The sequence below is a fragment of the Exiguobacterium alkaliphilum genome (assembly GCF_018138125.1).
Lineage (GTDB): Bacteria > Bacillota > Bacilli > Exiguobacteriales > Exiguobacteriaceae > Exiguobacterium > Exiguobacterium alkaliphilum.
In genome coordinates this window covers 291,291-307,662 of the sequence record NZ_CP073101.1, presented here as the reverse complement: position 1 = coordinate 307,662, position 16,372 = coordinate 291,291, and the positions used below count along the sequence as shown (strand labels likewise).

Genomic DNA, 16,372 nt, shown 5'->3' with positions numbered 1-16,372 from the left:
GACGGATGAGTGACGCGATTCAAGTGAATACCCCGCCGCATAGCGTAGAGGCGGAGCAAGCCGTCCTCGGAGCCGTCATCCTTGACTCGGACCGTCTGATCACTGCCTCGGAACGGGTCGACCCGGACGATTTTTATCGGGTCAGCCATCAACGCATCTTTGAGGCGATGCTGAAAATCAATGACCGCGGTGAACTCGTCGATTTGGTCACACTCAGTTCCGAGCTTCAAGCGCAAGGTATTCTCGATGAGATCGGGGGCTTGAACTATTTGGCCGAAATCGCCGAAGCGGTTCCGGCCATCGGCAACATCGGCTACTACTTGAACGTCGTCGACCAAAAGGCGGCGCTCCGCCGGCTCATTCGTACGGCGACGAACATCGTCTCGGACGGGTATGAGCGCCAAGACGAAGTCGATGCGGTCTTATCCGACGCGGAGCGGAACATCTTAAAAGTGTCGCAACGAAAAGGACAGTCGAGTTTCCACCCGATCGGGTCGGTCTTATCGGACGCCTACTCGACGATTGAAAAGTTACACCAGTCGAGCGGCGAGATCACAGGGATTGCGACCGGGTTCACCGATTTGGATAAGATGACGGCCGGTTTCCAACGAAACGACTTGATTATCGTTGCGGCTCGTCCTTCCGTCGGGAAGACGGCGTTCGCGCTCAACATCTCGCAAAACGTCGCGGTCCGTACCGGCGAGAACGTCGCCATCTTCAGTTTGGAGATGGGCGCCGAGCAACTCGTCATGCGGATGCTCTGTGCGGAAGGCAATATCGATGCCCAGCGTCTCCGGACCGGACGGCTCGAGGCCGAGGACTGGGGACGGCTCTCGCTCGCGATGTCATCGTTGTCTCAAGCAGGGATTTATATCGATGATACGCCGGGCCTCCGGGTCAACGAGATTCGTGCGAAATGCCGCCGCTTGAAGCAAGAACATGGCCTTGGCATGATCATGATTGACTACTTGCAGCTCATCGTCGGGAACGGGAAACCGGGCGAGAACCGGCAACAAGAAGTCTCGGAGATCTCACGTACGCTCAAAGCGATCGCGCGTGAGCTTCAAGTTCCGGTCATCGCCTTGTCCCAGCTCTCGCGTGGTGTAGAGAGCCGGCAAGACAAGCGGCCGATGATGTCGGATATCCGGGAATCCGGAGCCATCGAGCAAGATGCCGATATCGTCGCCTTCTTGTATCGTGACGATTACTACGACAAAGAGAGTGAAGATGCGAACACGATCGAGATTATCATCGCCAAACAGCGTAACGGTCCGACCGGTACGGTCAAACTCTCGTTCCGAAAAGAATTCAACAAGTTCGTCAACATGGAGACGCAAGCCTTTGCGCCGCCGATGTAGCGACGAATCAAGCGACGTCGACGAGGCGTCGCTTTTTTTGTCCGACTTTATACCCAAACGTCTTCGGAAAATCAAGAATTCGAGAAGTGAGCGAAGAAAGTTAAGTCAATAACGAACGAAAGATTACAGTATAAAAATATCGTTCGGTATTAGGTTGACTTTCTGAAGTGTCAGGTGTACACTTACGGATGGTTTGAACAGAACGTTTATTTACAAGGAGGATTCATTATGTCATCAGTAGTCGTAGTGGGAACGCAGTGGGGCGATGAAGGAAAAGGGAAGATTACCGATTTCTTGTCGAAACAAGCCGACGTCGTCGCGCGTTATCAAGGGGGAGACAACGCTGGTCATACAATCGTCTTCAATGATACGAAATACAAACTTCATTTGATTCCATCGGGGATCTTTTACTCGGATAAGACGTGTGTCATCGGGAACGGGATGGTCGTCAACCCGAAATCGCTCGTCAAAGAGCTCGCCTACTTGCATGAGCGCGGTGTGAGCACGGACAACCTCCGTATCTCGAACCGGGCGCACGTCATCTTGCCGTATCACCAGCTTCAAGACAAGCTTGAAGAAGATGCGAAAGGCGACGCGAAAGTCGGGACGACGTTAAAAGGGATTGGTCCTTGTTACATGGACAAAGCGGCGCGCATCGGGATTCGCATCGCCGACCTGCTCGATAAAGAAGTGTTCGCCGAGAAGCTCAAGACCGTTCTTGAGATCAAGAACCGCATGTTCGTGAAGATGTACGAAGTCGACGCGGTCGCGTTCGATGACGTGTTCGAAGAGTATTATGCGTATGGCCAACAGTTCGCCAAGTACGTCTGTGATACGTCGGTCGTCTTGAACGACGCGCTCGACGAAGACGAGAAAGTGCTCTTCGAAGGCGCGCAAGGTGTCCTCCTCGACATCGATCACGGGACGTACCCGTTCGTCACCTCATCGAACGCGGCGTCTGGCGGCGTGTCGAGCGGTGCCGGAATCGGCCCGTCGAAGATTCATCACGTCGTCGGGGTGTGTAAAGCGTACACGTCGCGCGTCGGTGACGGCCCGTTCCCGACCGAACTCGACGATGAGATTGGCCACATGATCCGGGAAGTCGGAAAAGAGTACGGTACGACGACGGGTCGTCCGCGTCGTGTCGGTTGGTTCGACTCGGTCGTCGTTCGCCACTCACGTCGCGTCAGCGGAATCACGGACCTTTGTCTCAACTCGATTGACGTGTTGACAGGGCTTGAGACGTTGAAGATTTGTTCGGCATACGAGTATGAAGGCAAGCTCCTCGATGAGTACCCGCCAAACTTCCGTGTCCTCGAGAAGTGTGTCCCGGTCTATGAAGAGCTCCCGGGCTGGACAGAAGATATTACAGGCGTCCGCGCGTTCGAGGACTTACCGGTGAACGCACAGAACTACGTCAAACGCATCGAAGCGTTGACGGGCATCGAGTTGTTGACGTTCTCGGTCGGACCGGCACGTGAGCAGACGGTCATTTTGCGTGACATTTACGAAGCATAAGACAGAGAGCCCGCGCGGCTCTCTTTTTCATTTCCACGGAAATGACCCATGCTTTCTAACCTATAGAAAAAGAGTTACAATGTAGACATGTACGTTTAATGATAGAGGAGGACTCACTGAATGGATCGTACGATTTTAGTGGTAGATGACGAACAACCAATCGCTGATATATTGAAATTCAAACTTGAAAAAGAAGGGTACCAAGTCCACGTCGCATACGACGGGGAAGAGGCGCTCGTGAAAGTCGAAGAGGTCAAGCCAGACTTGATTTTACTCGACATCATGCTTCCGCTCAAAGACGGGATGGAAGTCTGCCGGGAAGTCCGGAAGAAATACGACATGCCGATCATCATGTTGACGGCGAAAGATTCAGAGATCGACAAAGTACTCGGTCTCGAACTTGGCGCCGACGACTACGTGACGAAACCGTTCAGCTCACGCGAGCTGTTGGCACGCGTCAAGGCGAACATGCGCCGTCATGCGACGGCACCGGCGCCGGAGACGAAAGGTGCCAATGAAAATGATATCGTCATCGGAGATTTGACGATTCACCCCGATTCGTACATGGTGACGAAGCGGGAAGAGAAGATTGAACTGACACATCGTGAGTTCGAGCTCATCCATTACCTTGCCCAAAACATCGGGCAAGTGATGACGCGTGAGCATTTGCTCCAGACCGTATGGGGTTACGATTACTTCGGTGACGTCCGGACGGTCGACGTGACGGTGCGCCGTCTTCGTGAGAAAGTCGAAGACAACCCGTCGACGCCGACGTACATCATCACGCGTCGTGGGGTCGGCTACTATTTAAAAGCAGGAGAAGAAGACTAAACGATGAAACCGACGAACTTCTTTAAATCAATCCAGTGGAAGCTCGTCGTCATCTATGCGCTGCTCATCCTTGTTGCGATGCAAGTCATCGGGGTGTACTTCGTGCGTTCCCTTGAACGGCAATACATCAACAACTTCTCGCAGTCGCTCGTCGACCGAGCCAACCTTCTGAGCTACAACGTCAGCCAAGGGGTGGCCTCAAACGGCGGCGACTCGACCTCCGACCAGCAGTTGAACCAGGTATTGGATCAACTGCTGTCTGAATTTACGGAGAGCACGACGCTAGCTGACGACATCCGCGAAGTCCAAATCATCGACACGAACAGTGTCGTCCGGGCGACGTCGAACCCGAATAATCAAAGTCTCGTCGGACAACGGACGGCGAGCACGTTCATTCAAAAATCGTTCGCGACGAGCGGTGCCCAAGAGACGGTCGTCTATGAGGACTCGAACGAACGGATGCGCGTTGTCGCCGTGCCGGTCAAATCGGAAGTCGATGGCACGACGACCGGCATGATTTACATCGAAGCCTCGATGCAGTCCATCTATAACCAGATGGAGCAGGTGACCCGAATCCTTGCGACCGGGACACTCATCGCGCTCATCATCACTTCGATTCTCGGCATCTTGCTGTCACGGACAATCACGCGGCCGATTGCGGATATGCGTCGTCAAGCCGTCGAGATGCGAAAAGGGAACTTCTCCCGAAAGGTTAAAGTGTACTCTGACGACGAGGTCGGACAGCTCGCTTACGCGTTCAACGAATTGACCGATGAATTGATGGAAGCGAACGCCACGACCGAGGCCGAACGCCGTCGTTTGACGAGCGTACTCGAGAACATGTCGGACGGGGTCGTCGCGACCGATCGTTCGCTCCGTGTCATTCTCATGAACGACCAGGCCCGCGACATGATCGGTGTCGACGAGGAAGAAGCGATGGGGGCGAACCTTCAGAGCTTGCTCGAGTTTGACGACGAGATCGTCATCCCGGAAGATGGGACGATGCCGCCGAAACTGATCGACCTCAGTACGGACGATGAGCTGTTCCTTGTGCGCGCCTACTTCTCGCCGATTCAAAAGCATAGCGGTCCCATCACCGGTCTCATCGTCGTCTTGCACGACGTGACCGAACAGGAGCAAGTCGAGCAGGACCGTCGTGAGTTCGTCGCGAACGTGAGCCATGAGCTTCGGACGCCATTGACGACGATGCGCAGCTATCTCGAAGTACTCGCCGAAGGCGCGTATAAAGACGATGAGCTCGCACCACGGTTCCTCGAGACGACGCAAAACGAGACGGAGCGAATGATTCGCCTCGTCAACGACTTGTTGCAACTCTCGAAAATGGACAGCAAAGAGTATAAGATGCAAAAAGTGAAGTTCGACTTCATCCAGTTCTTCAACGACATCATCGACCGTCACGAGATGACGAAAGGGGAGACGATTGAGTTTCGTCGGAAGCTTATGAAGCGCCGCGTGTATGTGCACGCCGATCAAGACAAGATGACGCAAGTGATCGACAACATCATCACGAACGCGATCAAGTTCTCTCCAGAAGGCGGGACGATCACGTTCCGTACGATGCTTCGGGCGAAACGGCTCGTCGTCGGGATTAAAGACGAAGGCGTCGGCATCCCGAAATCGAACTTGAAGAAAATCTTTGAGCGGTTCTACCGTGTCGATAAGGCACGGGCCCGTAACATCGGGGGGACCGGGCTCGGTCTGTCGATCGCCAAAGAAGTCGTCTCGGCGCACGGTGGGGACATTTGGGCGGAAAGTGAGTTCGGCCGCGGGACGACGATTTACTTCACCATCCCGTTCGACACGATTGTGGAGGTGAATGACTGATGGAACGCAAACGTTTTTGGGGAAAGCCAGAACTAGTGAAATCGCTCGTCTTGCTCACCTTGATCGTCACGTCCATCGTCCAAACGATCATCCTGTGGGATTATCATCCGAAATACCAGTCGGTCCAGTCGGAGACGCAAGTCGCGACGGTCGACACGTCGCTCCAACGTCGGGCGAGTCAAGTGATTATCCCAGCGCAAACGGTCGTCCATGAGAATAACGCCGTCTTTGCGACGAAGAATACGCCGAAACAGATCGCCCGGGTCATCCGCGACACGTTCGAAGCGAACGAGTTCAAGCCGCTCGCCGCGAAAAACGTGCCGAGTTTGTACACGGATATTAACGAGGCGCTCGAACTCGTGTTGCCGGAACCGTATTACGCGGATACGCTCAGCTATATCGTGCCGGGCTCGTACAGCCTGTCCGGAAAAGTGCCGCAGCGCGCCCTTTTGTTCGTAGACAGTGACGTGTGGAAGATTCGGGCGATCATGAGCGACCAGTCGATTTGGGAAGGACGGTTGGCCAAAGTCGGCAACGGCGACGTCAACAGCCTGTTCTTGAAAGACTCGAGCCGTTCGATGCAGCGCGTCACGTATACAGAGGACCGGGTGAACTATATCCCGGTCATCGGACCAGAGATGAACGAACTGTTCGCGTATGACGTCTCACAAATTCAAATCGCGGCCCGCCTCGATTGGATGCGGGATACGTTCTTCCCGGGAGACCCGAACGTCCAAGAAGTCGATCCGGCGAGTTCGGTCGGGGCCCTCACGAACGGGATTAGCGTCGCTGAATACGACGCGAAACTAAACGCGAGCCGCTACCGGAACTTGTCGCGTAACAGCACCGAGCGAGAATCAATCATCGGACTCGATACGATCGTCGAGTTCGTCAACTTCCACGGCGGTTGGGTCGACGAGACGTCTGAGGGCCAAGGGTTGTCGCTCCGGTTCGATGCGATCACACCCGCGAATAAAGGGTTCGAGACGACCGTCTTCCGGTTTCACGTGAACGGCTATCCGGTGTTTAGTCAACGGGAAGCGTTCATCAATAACGACGCGGTCGACTTGTCGACGCTTCGCGTCGAGAACGACGGGGCGCAAGTCCGATCCGTCACACGGCACCACCTTGAAATCGATCGGATGATCTCGGTCGGGACGACGAAACTCGCGGACGGCCAAGACGTGATTGACATGCTCGTCAACACGGGACGGTTCGAGAACGTCACGGAGATTCGCCTCGGGTATGAGATTGAATACAATGAGGATACGAGCCGTTACGTCACGTTCTCGCCGAACTGGTTCGTCCGTGAGGCGGGACGTTGGATTCCTTATGATAAACCGGGAGACTGGACAGAAAGGATGATGTACCGTGGATTGGAGTAAAGCGAAAACGATTCTCTTATTCGCCTTCCTCGCGCTGAACATCTACCTGTTGTTCCAGCTCTTGACCGAGACGTGGGCGACCGAGGTCGTCTCAAACGACAATACGTCGATTGCGCAAATCTTAAATCAACGTGACGTCGATGCGTCCAAACTGCCGAGGATGGGCCGAGATATCGGTTATTTGACCGGTTCGTCCGAGCAGATGTCGGCATCGATGATCACGAAAAACCGGGAAGCCCAGCTCGCGACGACGCTCGACAACATGCAGCTCGAAGTCGAGTTGAAGGAGCCCGTCCCGCTCGATGAGGCGGACTTACGGACGACAGCGGCGACGTTCGTCGCCGAGTACGTGCCGTTCGGTTCCGAGTATGCGTATTGGCGTTTCGATGAAGCGACGCGTCAAATCGCGTTCGTGCAGACGTATGAGAACAACAAGATTTTCTCAAACCCTGAAATCGAGGCCGATACAGAGAAATATATCGGTCCGTCGCTGTTATTGCTCCAATTGAACGAAGCATACGAAGTGACCGACTACAAACAACGTCATTTGACGAACTTGTCGTCGAAGTCGCAAGACGATCTCGTCTTGACGGCGAGCGAGGCGATCTCGCAACTCGCGGCCAGGAAGTATTTCCAGCCGAACCAAGAGATGCGGGCCATCAATACAGGCTTTTACAGCCTCCCGCTCGACAGCTCGGGCAGTTTGATTATCATGCCACCGCTCTGGTCGATTGCGATTGACGAGAACGTCTACTTCGTCAACGCGATTGACGGGACGGTCGAGCGAGTCGAGTTTTTAACGGAAGAATGAAAGAAAGGAGTGATGGCGTGACTTTACGCTATAGTGTACTTGCGAGCGGTTCGACCGGTAACGCGCTCTACATTGAGACGGAACGGGCGAAGCTGCTCGTCGATGCCGGATTGACCGGGAAGGCGATGCAAGAGCGCATCCATCAGATTGGCCGGTCGTTCGAAGGCATCGACGCACTGCTCGTCACCCATGAGCACTCCGACCATATAAAAGGGGTCGGAATTTTGGCCCGTAAGTTCAACTTGCCGATTTACGCGAACGCGAAGACGTGGGACGCGATGGAAGCGAATATCGGGAAGATTGACCCGGCGCTCAAGTTTCATTTCGAGGTCGGGGACATCAAACAGTTCGGAGACATCGAGATCGAGTCGTTCAACGTCAGCCATGACGCGGCCGATCCGATGTTCTATCAGTTCGCCCACGAAGGCAAGCGGCTCGCCCACATCACGGACACCGGCTACGTGTCGGACCGGATGAAAGGTGTCATCCGCGGTGCGGACGACTTCATCTTCGAGTCGAACCATGACGTGTCGATGCTGCAGATGGGACGTTATCCGTGGAGCGTCAAACGGCGAATCCTCGGTGATTACGGCCACGTCTCGAACGAGGACGCGGCGATCGCGATGAGCGAGGTCATCGGCGAGCGAACGAAACGCATCTACTTGGCTCACCTCAGTAAAGACAACAACATGAAAGAACTCGCCCAGATGAGCGTCTCTCAGACGCTCGGCATGCGCGATGTCGACCTCGGTCGCATCAAATTGTGCGATACCGACCCAACCGTTCCGACTTCCCTCGTTTCTTTATAAGCGAAGTTGGGAAAAGACAGGTAACACACTGTCTTAAAGGGGGGACGCGTCGTGAATGAAGAGAGACACCATGAGTATGAACCTCAAGACGTCGAACCTTTACCGCACGAAGCAGACACGATGAACAATCAATCGACTTACCCATCTCGCAGCGACTGGCGTCCGAAAAGTGAGGAACGCGTGCGCCACAAGCCGCGAACGAATATAAAACCGTTGTTACTCGGAGGGGTTGGCGGATTCTTAGGAGCGGCTTTGTTCTTTTTGGCGATGATGCTCTGGGATTCGCCGACCTCTCGTTTTGTGACGAACGAGTTGATTCGGACCGAACAGGCCGTCACGTTCACCGAGTCGGATATCACGACGGCCGTGACCGGGGCGAAGACGTCCGTCGTCAGCATCACGAACATCCAGCGCGCCTTTACATCGAACTCGCAGTGGGAGGCGGGCGCAGGCTCCGGGGTCATCTATAAAGTCGAGGGCGACACGGCCTATATCGTCACGAACTTCCACGTCATCGAACAGGCCGATGAGATTAGCATCGCCTTCTCGGACGGACAAGTCGCCACGGCGACCGTCCTCGGCGAAGATCCGCTGAACGACTTGGCCGTCGCGGCCGTTACGTTACCGGACAACATCGAGGCGACACCGATCGTCCTCGGCGATTCGACGACGCTTCAAGCCGGCGAGACGGTCATGGCGATCGGCAATCCGCTCGGTGTCTTTTCAAACTCGGTCACCCGTGGTATCGTCAGTGGTGTCGAACGCACCGTGCCGGTCGACACGAATAGTGACGGGCTCATGGATTACAACGCCGAGGTCATCCAGACCGATGCGGCAATCAACCCGGGCAACTCCGGCGGGGCGCTCATCAACATCCGAGGCGAACTCGTCGGCATCAACTCGATGAAGATCGCAGAAGCGAGCGTCGAAGGGGTCGGGTTCTCGATTCCCGTCAACGTGGCGCTCCCCGTCATCGATATGCTAGAACGGGACGGGCGCGTGACGCGGGCCCAGCTCGGCGTCACGATTCAAGAGGTCATCGCGGTCCCGGGCAACGTCCGGGAAGAGTATGGCATCAGTTTTGACAATGAGGACGGGGTCTTCGTCGAAGAGATTACACCCGGCAGTCCGGCTGAACAGGCGGGGCTTCAAGTCGGGGACGTCATCGTGAAGATTGGCGACCGGGAGATTAAACGGTACGTCGACTTACGGGACGCGCTCTACCGGGATGCGACGGTCGGGGATACGGTCACGATCGAATATACGCGGCGCGGTGAGCGGAACGAGACCGAGGCAACGCTAACAGAAGCGAGATAAAGAAGCGGCGACGCTTCTTTTTTAAGGAGGAAAACCTGTGGAAAAAAAAGTATGCAAGGAACATGTTGAAATCGCTTTAGACATCATCGTCGATGAGACGGGGGAATACCCGGTGCTCGAAGAGCTATCCACAAGTGGACAAGTGACGTGTGCGTTCTGTGACGCCGATGCAACATATGTTGTGTCAAGCAAAAAATGATTATCAACATGTGGATTTGTGGATAACTCTGTGGATAACCCTATGGATAACTCCGAAAAAACTGTGGAAAAAGGAAGAATTGGATGAATATTTCAATTATCACGGTCGGCAAACTGAAAGAGAAGTATTTGAAACTAGGAATTGCCGAGTATACGAAACGGCTGTCTGCCTATGCAAAAGTGCAGGAAATCGAGGTCGCAGACGAGAAAGCGCCCGAGCATTTGAGTGAGGCAGATATGATACTAGTAAAACAAAAAGAAGGCGAGCGAATTTTGGCGAAAATCAGTCCCGATACACACGTCATCGCACTCGCCATCAACGCCAAACAACGGACGAGTGAAGAGTTCGCCCGTGAGCTCGATCAACTCGCCACGTATGGGAAAAGTAAAATCGCCTTCGTGATCGGCGGCTCGCTCGGCTTATCCGAGGACGTCATGAAACGCGCGAACGATACCATTTCGTTCTCGAAGATGACGTTCCCGCACCAAGTGATGAAACTCGTCTTATGCGAGCAGATTTACCGTGCCTATCGAATCAATCGGAATGAACCGTATCATAAATAAATGAGGTTTTTGTTAAGAGAATGGGTAACTTGACTTATTCAGGAAGGCACTGAAAAAGCTCCACTTTATCTAATCATGAAAAGAGAAAAGAACGATTGGACTCATTCACGTCAGTGATATGCTCCGCAATAGGTAGACAGATGAAATAACAAATCTGTTTATCTGATTGGGGAGTGTTTTTTATGGCCGGCAGATAGGAGACGATCGCACAAAAAATGGAACAGAAAATTACGGCCGTCTGTGACTATCTCGGAGGTCTCAATAAACTGGAGATTTGCTCCAAACGTCACATCAGCCACTAGTCTGTTCTTCACAGATTGATCAAAAAATATGCTAGTCTTAGCGAGTTAACAGATTCGAAAAATCAAAATCGTCTAGTTAAGTGTTGACAATCGAGGGTTCTTCTAAAAGAAACGGGCTTCGAAAAGGTCTCGCTGGAAGGTCAACGGGCGATGTAAGAAACGTCTCGGCAAACAGTCGCACACGATAAAAAATATTATAAGGGACATGAGACTATGATTGAAAAGACTTACAAGAGTAGATTACTTGACGAAAATTAGAATTGTTATTATATTTAGAAAGGGAGTTTATTAAACAGTATAAATATTAAATTGTGAAATTATTTTAAGGAGGGGAGAATTTTGAATAAAGAAGAATTAGATAAGCAAATTGAAAGATTCGATACTGCATTGCATTACAATTTAAAGAAAATCAGTTCAAAAGTATCCCACCAATTAGAACAAGGTATAACAATAGATCAGTTTTTCCTTCTTCGTATGATTAATCAAAGTGGGCGAATAACTTCTTCTCAGTTAGCAAACGAGTTGGGGGTTAGACCCAGTGCCATTACAGTCATGATTGATAGACTTATTAAAAATGAATTTGTAACTAGGGTGCGAGATGAAGAGGATCGAAGAGTAGTTTTTATTGCATTAACTGAAAATGGACAGCGAGTGTTAAAGCAATCTGAAGAGAAAAGATTAGTACTTATCAAAAAATATATGTCTAAGCTAGAACAAGCAGAGTTAAAACAATTTGTACTAACATTCGAAAAAATAGCGAGAATTATAGCGAATTATGAGGAGGAAAAAAATCTTGAAATTACCTAAGTTTGCAGTCAAAAACCCTGTTACGACAATTATGGTCATGTGTTTAGTTTTATTACTAGGATTGGTATCTTTTACTAATTTAAAATTAGATTTAATGCCTAATTTAAATCCGCCTGTAACAGCTATCATGACAACGTATCCTGGTGCTGGTCCGGAAGAAGTAAGTGAGATGGTGACTAAACCAATTGAAGAAGTGGTCGGTACAAGTTCAGGTTTAGAAATGATGCAATCTCGAAGTAGTTCGAATTCTTCACTGATTATAGCCCAATTTGATTGGGGAATGGATATGTCTGAAGTAAGGGAAGACTTAAATTCAAGACTTGGTTTAATCCAACTTCCTGAAGGTGTCGATCGCCCAATGATTGTGAAATTCGATCCGACGATGATGCCAATAATGCAATTTGCAGTTTCAAATGGTGAAAATATTGATGATATCCAAAAATTGGTTGATGAATTAGTGATTCCTCAACTTCAAAGTATTGATGGAGTAGCAAATGTTAGTGTATCAGGAGGCTTTGAAGAAGAGATAATTGTAAATTTAGATGAAGACAGTCTAAGGGAATATAATCTAACACAAGATGAAGTATTACAACTAATACAAGGGAATAATTTAACTTTTCCAGGTGGGATAGTTGAAGAAGACGAGGAAAAACTAAATCTTCGAGTCCTCGGTAAAGTTGATTCAATTGATGCGCTTAAACAGTTACCAGTAAGTATTGACGTAGTGGGTCAAGATTTAAATATTGTTTTACTTGATGAAATTGCAGATGTTGCGATGGCACCATCAGACACTATGTCAATTGCCAGAAATAATGGGAAAGAAAGCTTGTTAATTAGTATTCAAAAGGAAGGTACAGCTAATACAGCGGAAGTCTCTCAAAATGTAAAGGAACGTTTAGAAACTATCAAGAGTAATCACGAAGACTTAACCTTCACTATGTCAAGTGACCAGGGAGAAGTGATAGAGAAGGCGGTTTCAAATGTATCCCTAGCACTTATATTCGGTGCTATCTTTGCAATAGCTGTCATTCTAGTATTCTTACGTTCCGTCAATGCAACTTTAATCGTAGGAATTGCAATTCCGTTCTCTGTCGTTGCTACGTTTGTTTTGATGTATTTTTCAGGAATGACACTCAACATAATGTCTCTAGGTGGTTTAGCATTAGGCGTTGGAATGCTTGTCGATAATGCAATTGTAGTGATAGAGAATGTATACCGTCATTTAACTAAGAACAAAACACGTAGAGAAGCAGCTATTGATGGGGCGATGGAAGTTAGCGGTGCTGTTACAGCGTCTATGTTAACAACCCTATCTGTCTTCTTGCCTATCGTTTTCATAAGTGGAATGGTGGGTGATTTATTTAAAGAGTTAGCATTGACTGTAACATTTGCTCTGTTAGCATCTTGGGCAGTCGCACTTACCGTCGTCCCTACACTGTCTGGATTATTACTCAATCCAAATATGGTAAAGGAAACAAAACCAAATAAATTTTATAAAAATATAATTAATTGGGCACTAAACCATCGTTTTGCCACATTATTTATGGCATTTGTTGTACTGGCAGGCTCTATTGCTCTAGCTCCTAAGGTTGGAACGGAACTAATGCCAACGCAAGACGAGGGAATGCTTTCGATTGATGTAGAACTTCCAGAAGGCGCTGTATTTGATCGTACCTTAGAAGTTGTAGAAACCATTGAAAACGAAGCTTCCCAAATCACTGAAGTAGATGTGATTACGGCTACGATTGGAAATGACGATCCTTTGATGTCATCTGTTTTAGGCAGTGGTGAAAATAATGCAACCATCATGATAAAACTTGTGGACGCAGATGAGAGAAGTCGTTCTACCGAACAAGTGATGAGTGAACTTGAATCCAAACTGAACTCTGTAGAAGATGCAACTCTGACATTCAATTTAAGTAACTCATTACAGGCAATGGGTGGAATGCCTAATTCAGTAGAAATCCTCATATTAGGACAAAACAAAGAGGAAATTGAAGAATACACTACTGAAATTGAGAAAAGGCTGGATGGTTTAAATGAAATTAAAACTGTCACAAATAGCATCGAATCTGGAAAACCTGAATATCAATTTATTGTTGATAAAGAAGAAGCATTTAAGAATGGATTAACAACTTATCAGGTTGCTTCGTTTGTTAACAGATCGCTTCAAGGCGAAGTAGCTGGAACGATTTTTGATACAAATGTTAAAGTTCAACTTCAAAATGTATCAAATTCAAAAGAAGCAGTAGAAAACTTATTGATCCCTACACCAACAGGTCAAGAAGTCGCTTTGAAAGATATTGGAGAAGTCGTCAGAGGAGAAGGACCTGTAACGGTTGTTCGAGAAAATCAACAAGACTCTGTGAATATTAATGCCTCGTTTGAAGGAGAGTCATTAGGTACAATCACTACAAAAATTCAATCTGAGATTGATAAGGTGATTGAGGACTTGAATATAGATACTGAGTTGTACACCATCAAGGTAACAGGTGGAGCTGAAATGATGGATGAGGCATTTGACAGTTTACTCCTTGCAATGATCTTAGCGATTGTATTCGTCTACATGGTGATGGCTAGTCAATTTGAGTCTTTAATACAGCCGCTCATCATTATGTTTACACTACCATTGGCAATTACAGGTGTTATTTTGGGCTTACTCGCTACCGGCTATTCATTTGGGATTACTGCCTTTATAGGCATAATCATATTAGTTGGTATTGTAGTGAATAACGCCATAGTTTTTGTCGACTATACGAATCAGCTAAGGCTGAAAGGTATGACTGTCAGTGAATCTTTAGTCGAAGCAGGCTTAACAAGATTGCGTCCAATCATCATGACTGCATTGACAACGATGCTAGGCTTACTTCCACTTGCGATTGGAGCGGGTGAAGGAGCAGAAATCCAAGCACCAATGGCAATTGCTGTTATTGGAGGGTTGTTTACTTCAACAATTCTAACTTTAATAATCATTCCTGTTATATATAGTTTAATTGTAGGAATGAAAGAAGATCGTGAAAATCGAAAGTTAAATGAGGAGAAAGTTAAACAATCTTCATAAGAAGTAAAGGATGGGTCTAGAAAAAAGTTAAAATATTTGATGGTTATGAAGATTCAAACCAACAAGCTGATTATTTTCCAGCTTGTTGGTTTTTTTATAATTCATTGCATAAGAAAACACGCCCACAGATTTGTTATTTCATCTGATTACACATTGGATGTAGACGTTAAGTTGATTTGGATACTCTTTGCTCGTTTATCTTTAAATACGAGCCTCCCGAGTCCTAGAACGAGAGCGAGGCCAATCCATGTGAAGACGTATAGGAATGGGGTGCCGGTCATCCCGATGACGACCTTGTCTTGCAAGACGACGACGTGGTTCGCCTCCGCGATGATGTCGGGCTCATACGTGAGCGTCCGAAGAAAGCCGATTCCGAACGTGGCAATAACATAAATGAAATGAAGTACCGCCGAAATGAGGGCGACACGGGTCAGTCGTTTCATAAAAACGTCCTTTCATTCTTTCACGAGTGGGCTTCGTGAAAGCTTTTGTTCCATTTGATCATGCAGTTTTTGTCCAAGCGAGACTGGATTCGGCAGGACAGAGAGTTCGGCATAAAGCGGGAACATTCGTCGCACATCGCCCGGGTAATAATCTCCAGGACGTGGCGATTCATGCCCTGTAATCGTGAACGTCTCTGCCTCACTGTCGACGTAGAGGACGAGCGGGCCCGCCATGCCCGTACCTGGTTCGATGTGGTCACCTTCTCGCACATATTCTTGAATGAGTGCCCACACGTAAATCTCGTTCTTCGTCGTACTCGTGTCGAGAATTTTATACGTCGTATAGACCTTACCACCAAAGCTCGGCGCCATCACTTCGGTCGCCAAGTAGCGCTCCACCTCGGCTTGATCGAGTGGGACGGACTGACTGATCGTGACGAACGATTCACCTGTCGCCATATAATAGATGCCTGAACAAAGCGTCATCGTATAAAATGTGGTCAAGATAAGTTTTTTCATATGAGTTCCTCCCAAGTGAGTGCGACCTTTCTTTTAGTGTAGCGTATTGATGCATAATAGTGGGATTTTTTACTAATTTTTAAAAGGAGATGATGTGATGCAGACTGTATATCTTGCCGGAGGCTGTCTATGGGGTGTGCAGGCGTTCGTCAAGACGTTACCCGGTGTCGTCGAGACGGAAGCCGGACGGGCGAACGGGAAGACGATAACGCTTGAAGGGGATTACGACGGATACGCTGAATGCGTCAAAACGACGTTCGATCCGACAATCGTGACGATTGAAGCGTTGATGAGATACCTATTCGAAATCATTGACCCGTATAGCGTCAACCAACAAGGCGAGGACGTCGGAGAGAAGTACCGGACCGGTTTATATAGTGAGGATGCGAAACATGTAGAGGCGGCCCGTGCGTTTATCCAAAAACGAAGCGACGCGGACCGAATCGCGGTCGAAGTGTTGCCCCTTACGAATTACGTTCCGAGCGCAGCGGAGCATCAGGACCGTCTCGCCCGCTGTCCGGACGATTATTGTCACATCCCGCAAGCGTTGCTTGAGAAATACAAGCGTTGAACAACGATGTAAAAATAAACTTAGCTTATGTAG

General features: G+C 49.3%; 15 protein-coding genes. 13 read left to right on the top strand and 2 right to left on the bottom strand.

What is annotated here, in order from left to right:
* The first annotated feature begins 5 nt into the window (after window positions 1-5).
* The 12 genes from dnaB to KB235_RS01535 all read left to right on the top strand — a co-directional run bounded on the left by dnaB (window position 6) and on the right by KB235_RS01535 (window position 14,806).
* A complete protein-coding gene (gene dnaB, locus KB235_RS01590; RefSeq protein ID WP_034806231.1) occupies window positions 6-1,358 on the top strand; it encodes a replicative DNA helicase in 1,353 nt (450 codons plus the stop codon).
* Between the two features lie 228 nt (window positions 1,359-1,586).
* The gene (locus KB235_RS01585) at window positions 1,587-2,876 is read left to right on the top strand and encodes an adenylosuccinate synthase (protein ID WP_211780227.1); all 1,290 of its coding nucleotides are present in this window, start codon (window positions 1,587-1,589) and stop codon (window positions 2,874-2,876) included.
* Window positions 2,877-2,996: 120 nt separating this feature from the next.
* Window positions 2,997-3,707 (top strand): response regulator YycF, encoded by a 711-nt coding sequence (yycF, locus tag KB235_RS01580; protein ID WP_034806238.1) that lies wholly within the window; start codon window positions 2,997-2,999, stop codon window positions 3,705-3,707.
* Window positions 3,708-3,710: 3 nt separating this feature from the next.
* Window positions 3,711-5,552 carry a cell wall metabolism sensor histidine kinase WalK gene (walK, locus tag KB235_RS01575; RefSeq protein ID WP_211780226.1) on the top strand — a complete coding sequence of 614 codons (1,842 nt, stop codon included), beginning with the start codon at window positions 3,711-3,713 and terminating at the stop codon, window positions 5,550-5,552.
* On the top strand, window positions 5,552-6,937 hold the full coding sequence (gene yycH, locus KB235_RS01570; RefSeq protein WP_211780225.1) for a two-component system activity regulator YycH: 1,386 nt from the start codon (window positions 5,552-5,554) through the stop codon (window positions 6,935-6,937). Before walK ends, yycH begins: the two co-directional genes overlap by 1 nt.
* Window positions 6,924-7,748, top strand: a complete 825-nt coding sequence (locus KB235_RS01565; RefSeq protein ID WP_034817026.1) for a two-component system regulatory protein YycI — start codon at window positions 6,924-6,926, stop codon at window positions 7,746-7,748. Before yycH ends, KB235_RS01565 begins: the two co-directional genes overlap by 14 nt.
* 17 nt (window positions 7,749-7,765) lie before the next feature.
* Window positions 7,766-8,557: an MBL fold metallo-hydrolase gene (locus KB235_RS01560; protein ID WP_211780224.1), complete on the top strand. Its 792-nt coding sequence runs from the start codon at window positions 7,766-7,768 to the stop codon at window positions 8,555-8,557.
* A 51-nt stretch (window positions 8,558-8,608) separates the two neighbouring features.
* Entirely contained in the window at window positions 8,609-9,874 is a 1,266-nt protein-coding gene (locus KB235_RS01555) for a S1C family serine protease (protein ID WP_211780223.1), read from the top strand.
* Window positions 9,875-9,911: 37 nt separating this feature from the next.
* Window positions 9,912-10,073: a CxxH/CxxC protein gene (locus KB235_RS01550; RefSeq protein ID WP_081825821.1), complete on the top strand. Its 162-nt coding sequence runs from the start codon at window positions 9,912-9,914 to the stop codon at window positions 10,071-10,073.
* Between the two features lie 83 nt (window positions 10,074-10,156).
* On the top strand, window positions 10,157-10,636 hold the full coding sequence (rlmH, locus tag KB235_RS01545) for a 23S rRNA (pseudouridine(1915)-N(3))-methyltransferase RlmH (protein WP_024371066.1): 480 nt from the start codon (window positions 10,157-10,159) through the stop codon (window positions 10,634-10,636).
* Between the two features lie 641 nt (window positions 10,637-11,277).
* Window positions 11,278-11,745: a MarR family winged helix-turn-helix transcriptional regulator gene (locus tag KB235_RS01540; RefSeq protein ID WP_211780222.1), complete on the top strand. Its 468-nt coding sequence runs from the start codon at window positions 11,278-11,280 to the stop codon at window positions 11,743-11,745.
* Window positions 11,732-14,806, top strand: a complete 3,075-nt coding sequence (locus KB235_RS01535; RefSeq protein ID WP_211780221.1) for an efflux RND transporter permease subunit — start codon at window positions 11,732-11,734, stop codon at window positions 14,804-14,806. The genes KB235_RS01540 and KB235_RS01535 overlap by 14 nt, the downstream gene beginning before the upstream one ends.
* Window positions 14,807-14,952: 146 nt before the next feature.
* On the opposite strand, the gene KB235_RS01530 is transcribed toward KB235_RS01535, so the two are convergent.
* Both KB235_RS01530 and KB235_RS01525 read right to left on the bottom strand, forming a co-directional pair.
* Window positions 14,953-15,249 (bottom strand): hypothetical protein, encoded by a 297-nt coding sequence (locus KB235_RS01530; RefSeq protein ID WP_211780220.1) that lies wholly within the window; start codon window positions 15,247-15,249, stop codon window positions 14,953-14,955.
* 12 nt (window positions 15,250-15,261) lie between these two features.
* Window positions 15,262-15,768, bottom strand: coding sequence for a hypothetical protein (locus KB235_RS01525; RefSeq protein ID WP_246514293.1), 507 nt, complete (start codon window positions 15,766-15,768; stop codon window positions 15,262-15,264).
* Between the two features lie 97 nt (window positions 15,769-15,865).
* On the opposite strand from KB235_RS01525, the gene KB235_RS01520 reads away from it, so the two are divergent.
* Window positions 15,866-16,339 (top strand): peptide-methionine (S)-S-oxide reductase, encoded by a 474-nt coding sequence (locus KB235_RS01520; RefSeq protein WP_211780219.1) that lies wholly within the window; start codon window positions 15,866-15,868, stop codon window positions 16,337-16,339.
* The last annotated feature ends 33 nt before the right edge of the window (window positions 16,340-16,372 follow it).

Coding starts and splice junctions, on each gene's coding strand:
- dnaB (WP_034806231.1), top strand. CDS start 6: ATGAGTGACGCGATTCAAGTGAATACCCCGCCGCATAGCGTAGAGGCG.
- KB235_RS01585 (WP_211780227.1), top strand. CDS start 1,587: ATGTCATCAGTAGTCGTAGTGGGAACGCAGTGGGGCGATGAAGGAAAA.
- yycF (WP_034806238.1), top strand. CDS start 2,997: ATGGATCGTACGATTTTAGTGGTAGATGACGAACAACCAATCGCTGAT.
- walK (WP_211780226.1), top strand. CDS start 3,711: ATGAAACCGACGAACTTCTTTAAATCAATCCAGTGGAAGCTCGTCGTC.
- yycH (WP_211780225.1), top strand. CDS start 5,552: ATGGAACGCAAACGTTTTTGGGGAAAGCCAGAACTAGTGAAATCGCTC.
- rlmH (WP_024371066.1), top strand. CDS start 10,157: ATGAATATTTCAATTATCACGGTCGGCAAACTGAAAGAGAAGTATTTG.
- KB235_RS01530 (WP_211780220.1), bottom strand. CDS start 15,249: ATGAAACGACTGACCCGTGTCGCCCTCATTTCGGCGGTACTTCATTTC.
- KB235_RS01525 (WP_246514293.1), bottom strand. CDS start 15,768: ATGAAAAAACTTATCTTGACCACATTTTATACGATGACGCTTTGTTCA.
- KB235_RS01520 (WP_211780219.1), top strand. CDS start 15,866: ATGCAGACTGTATATCTTGCCGGAGGCTGTCTATGGGGTGTGCAGGCG.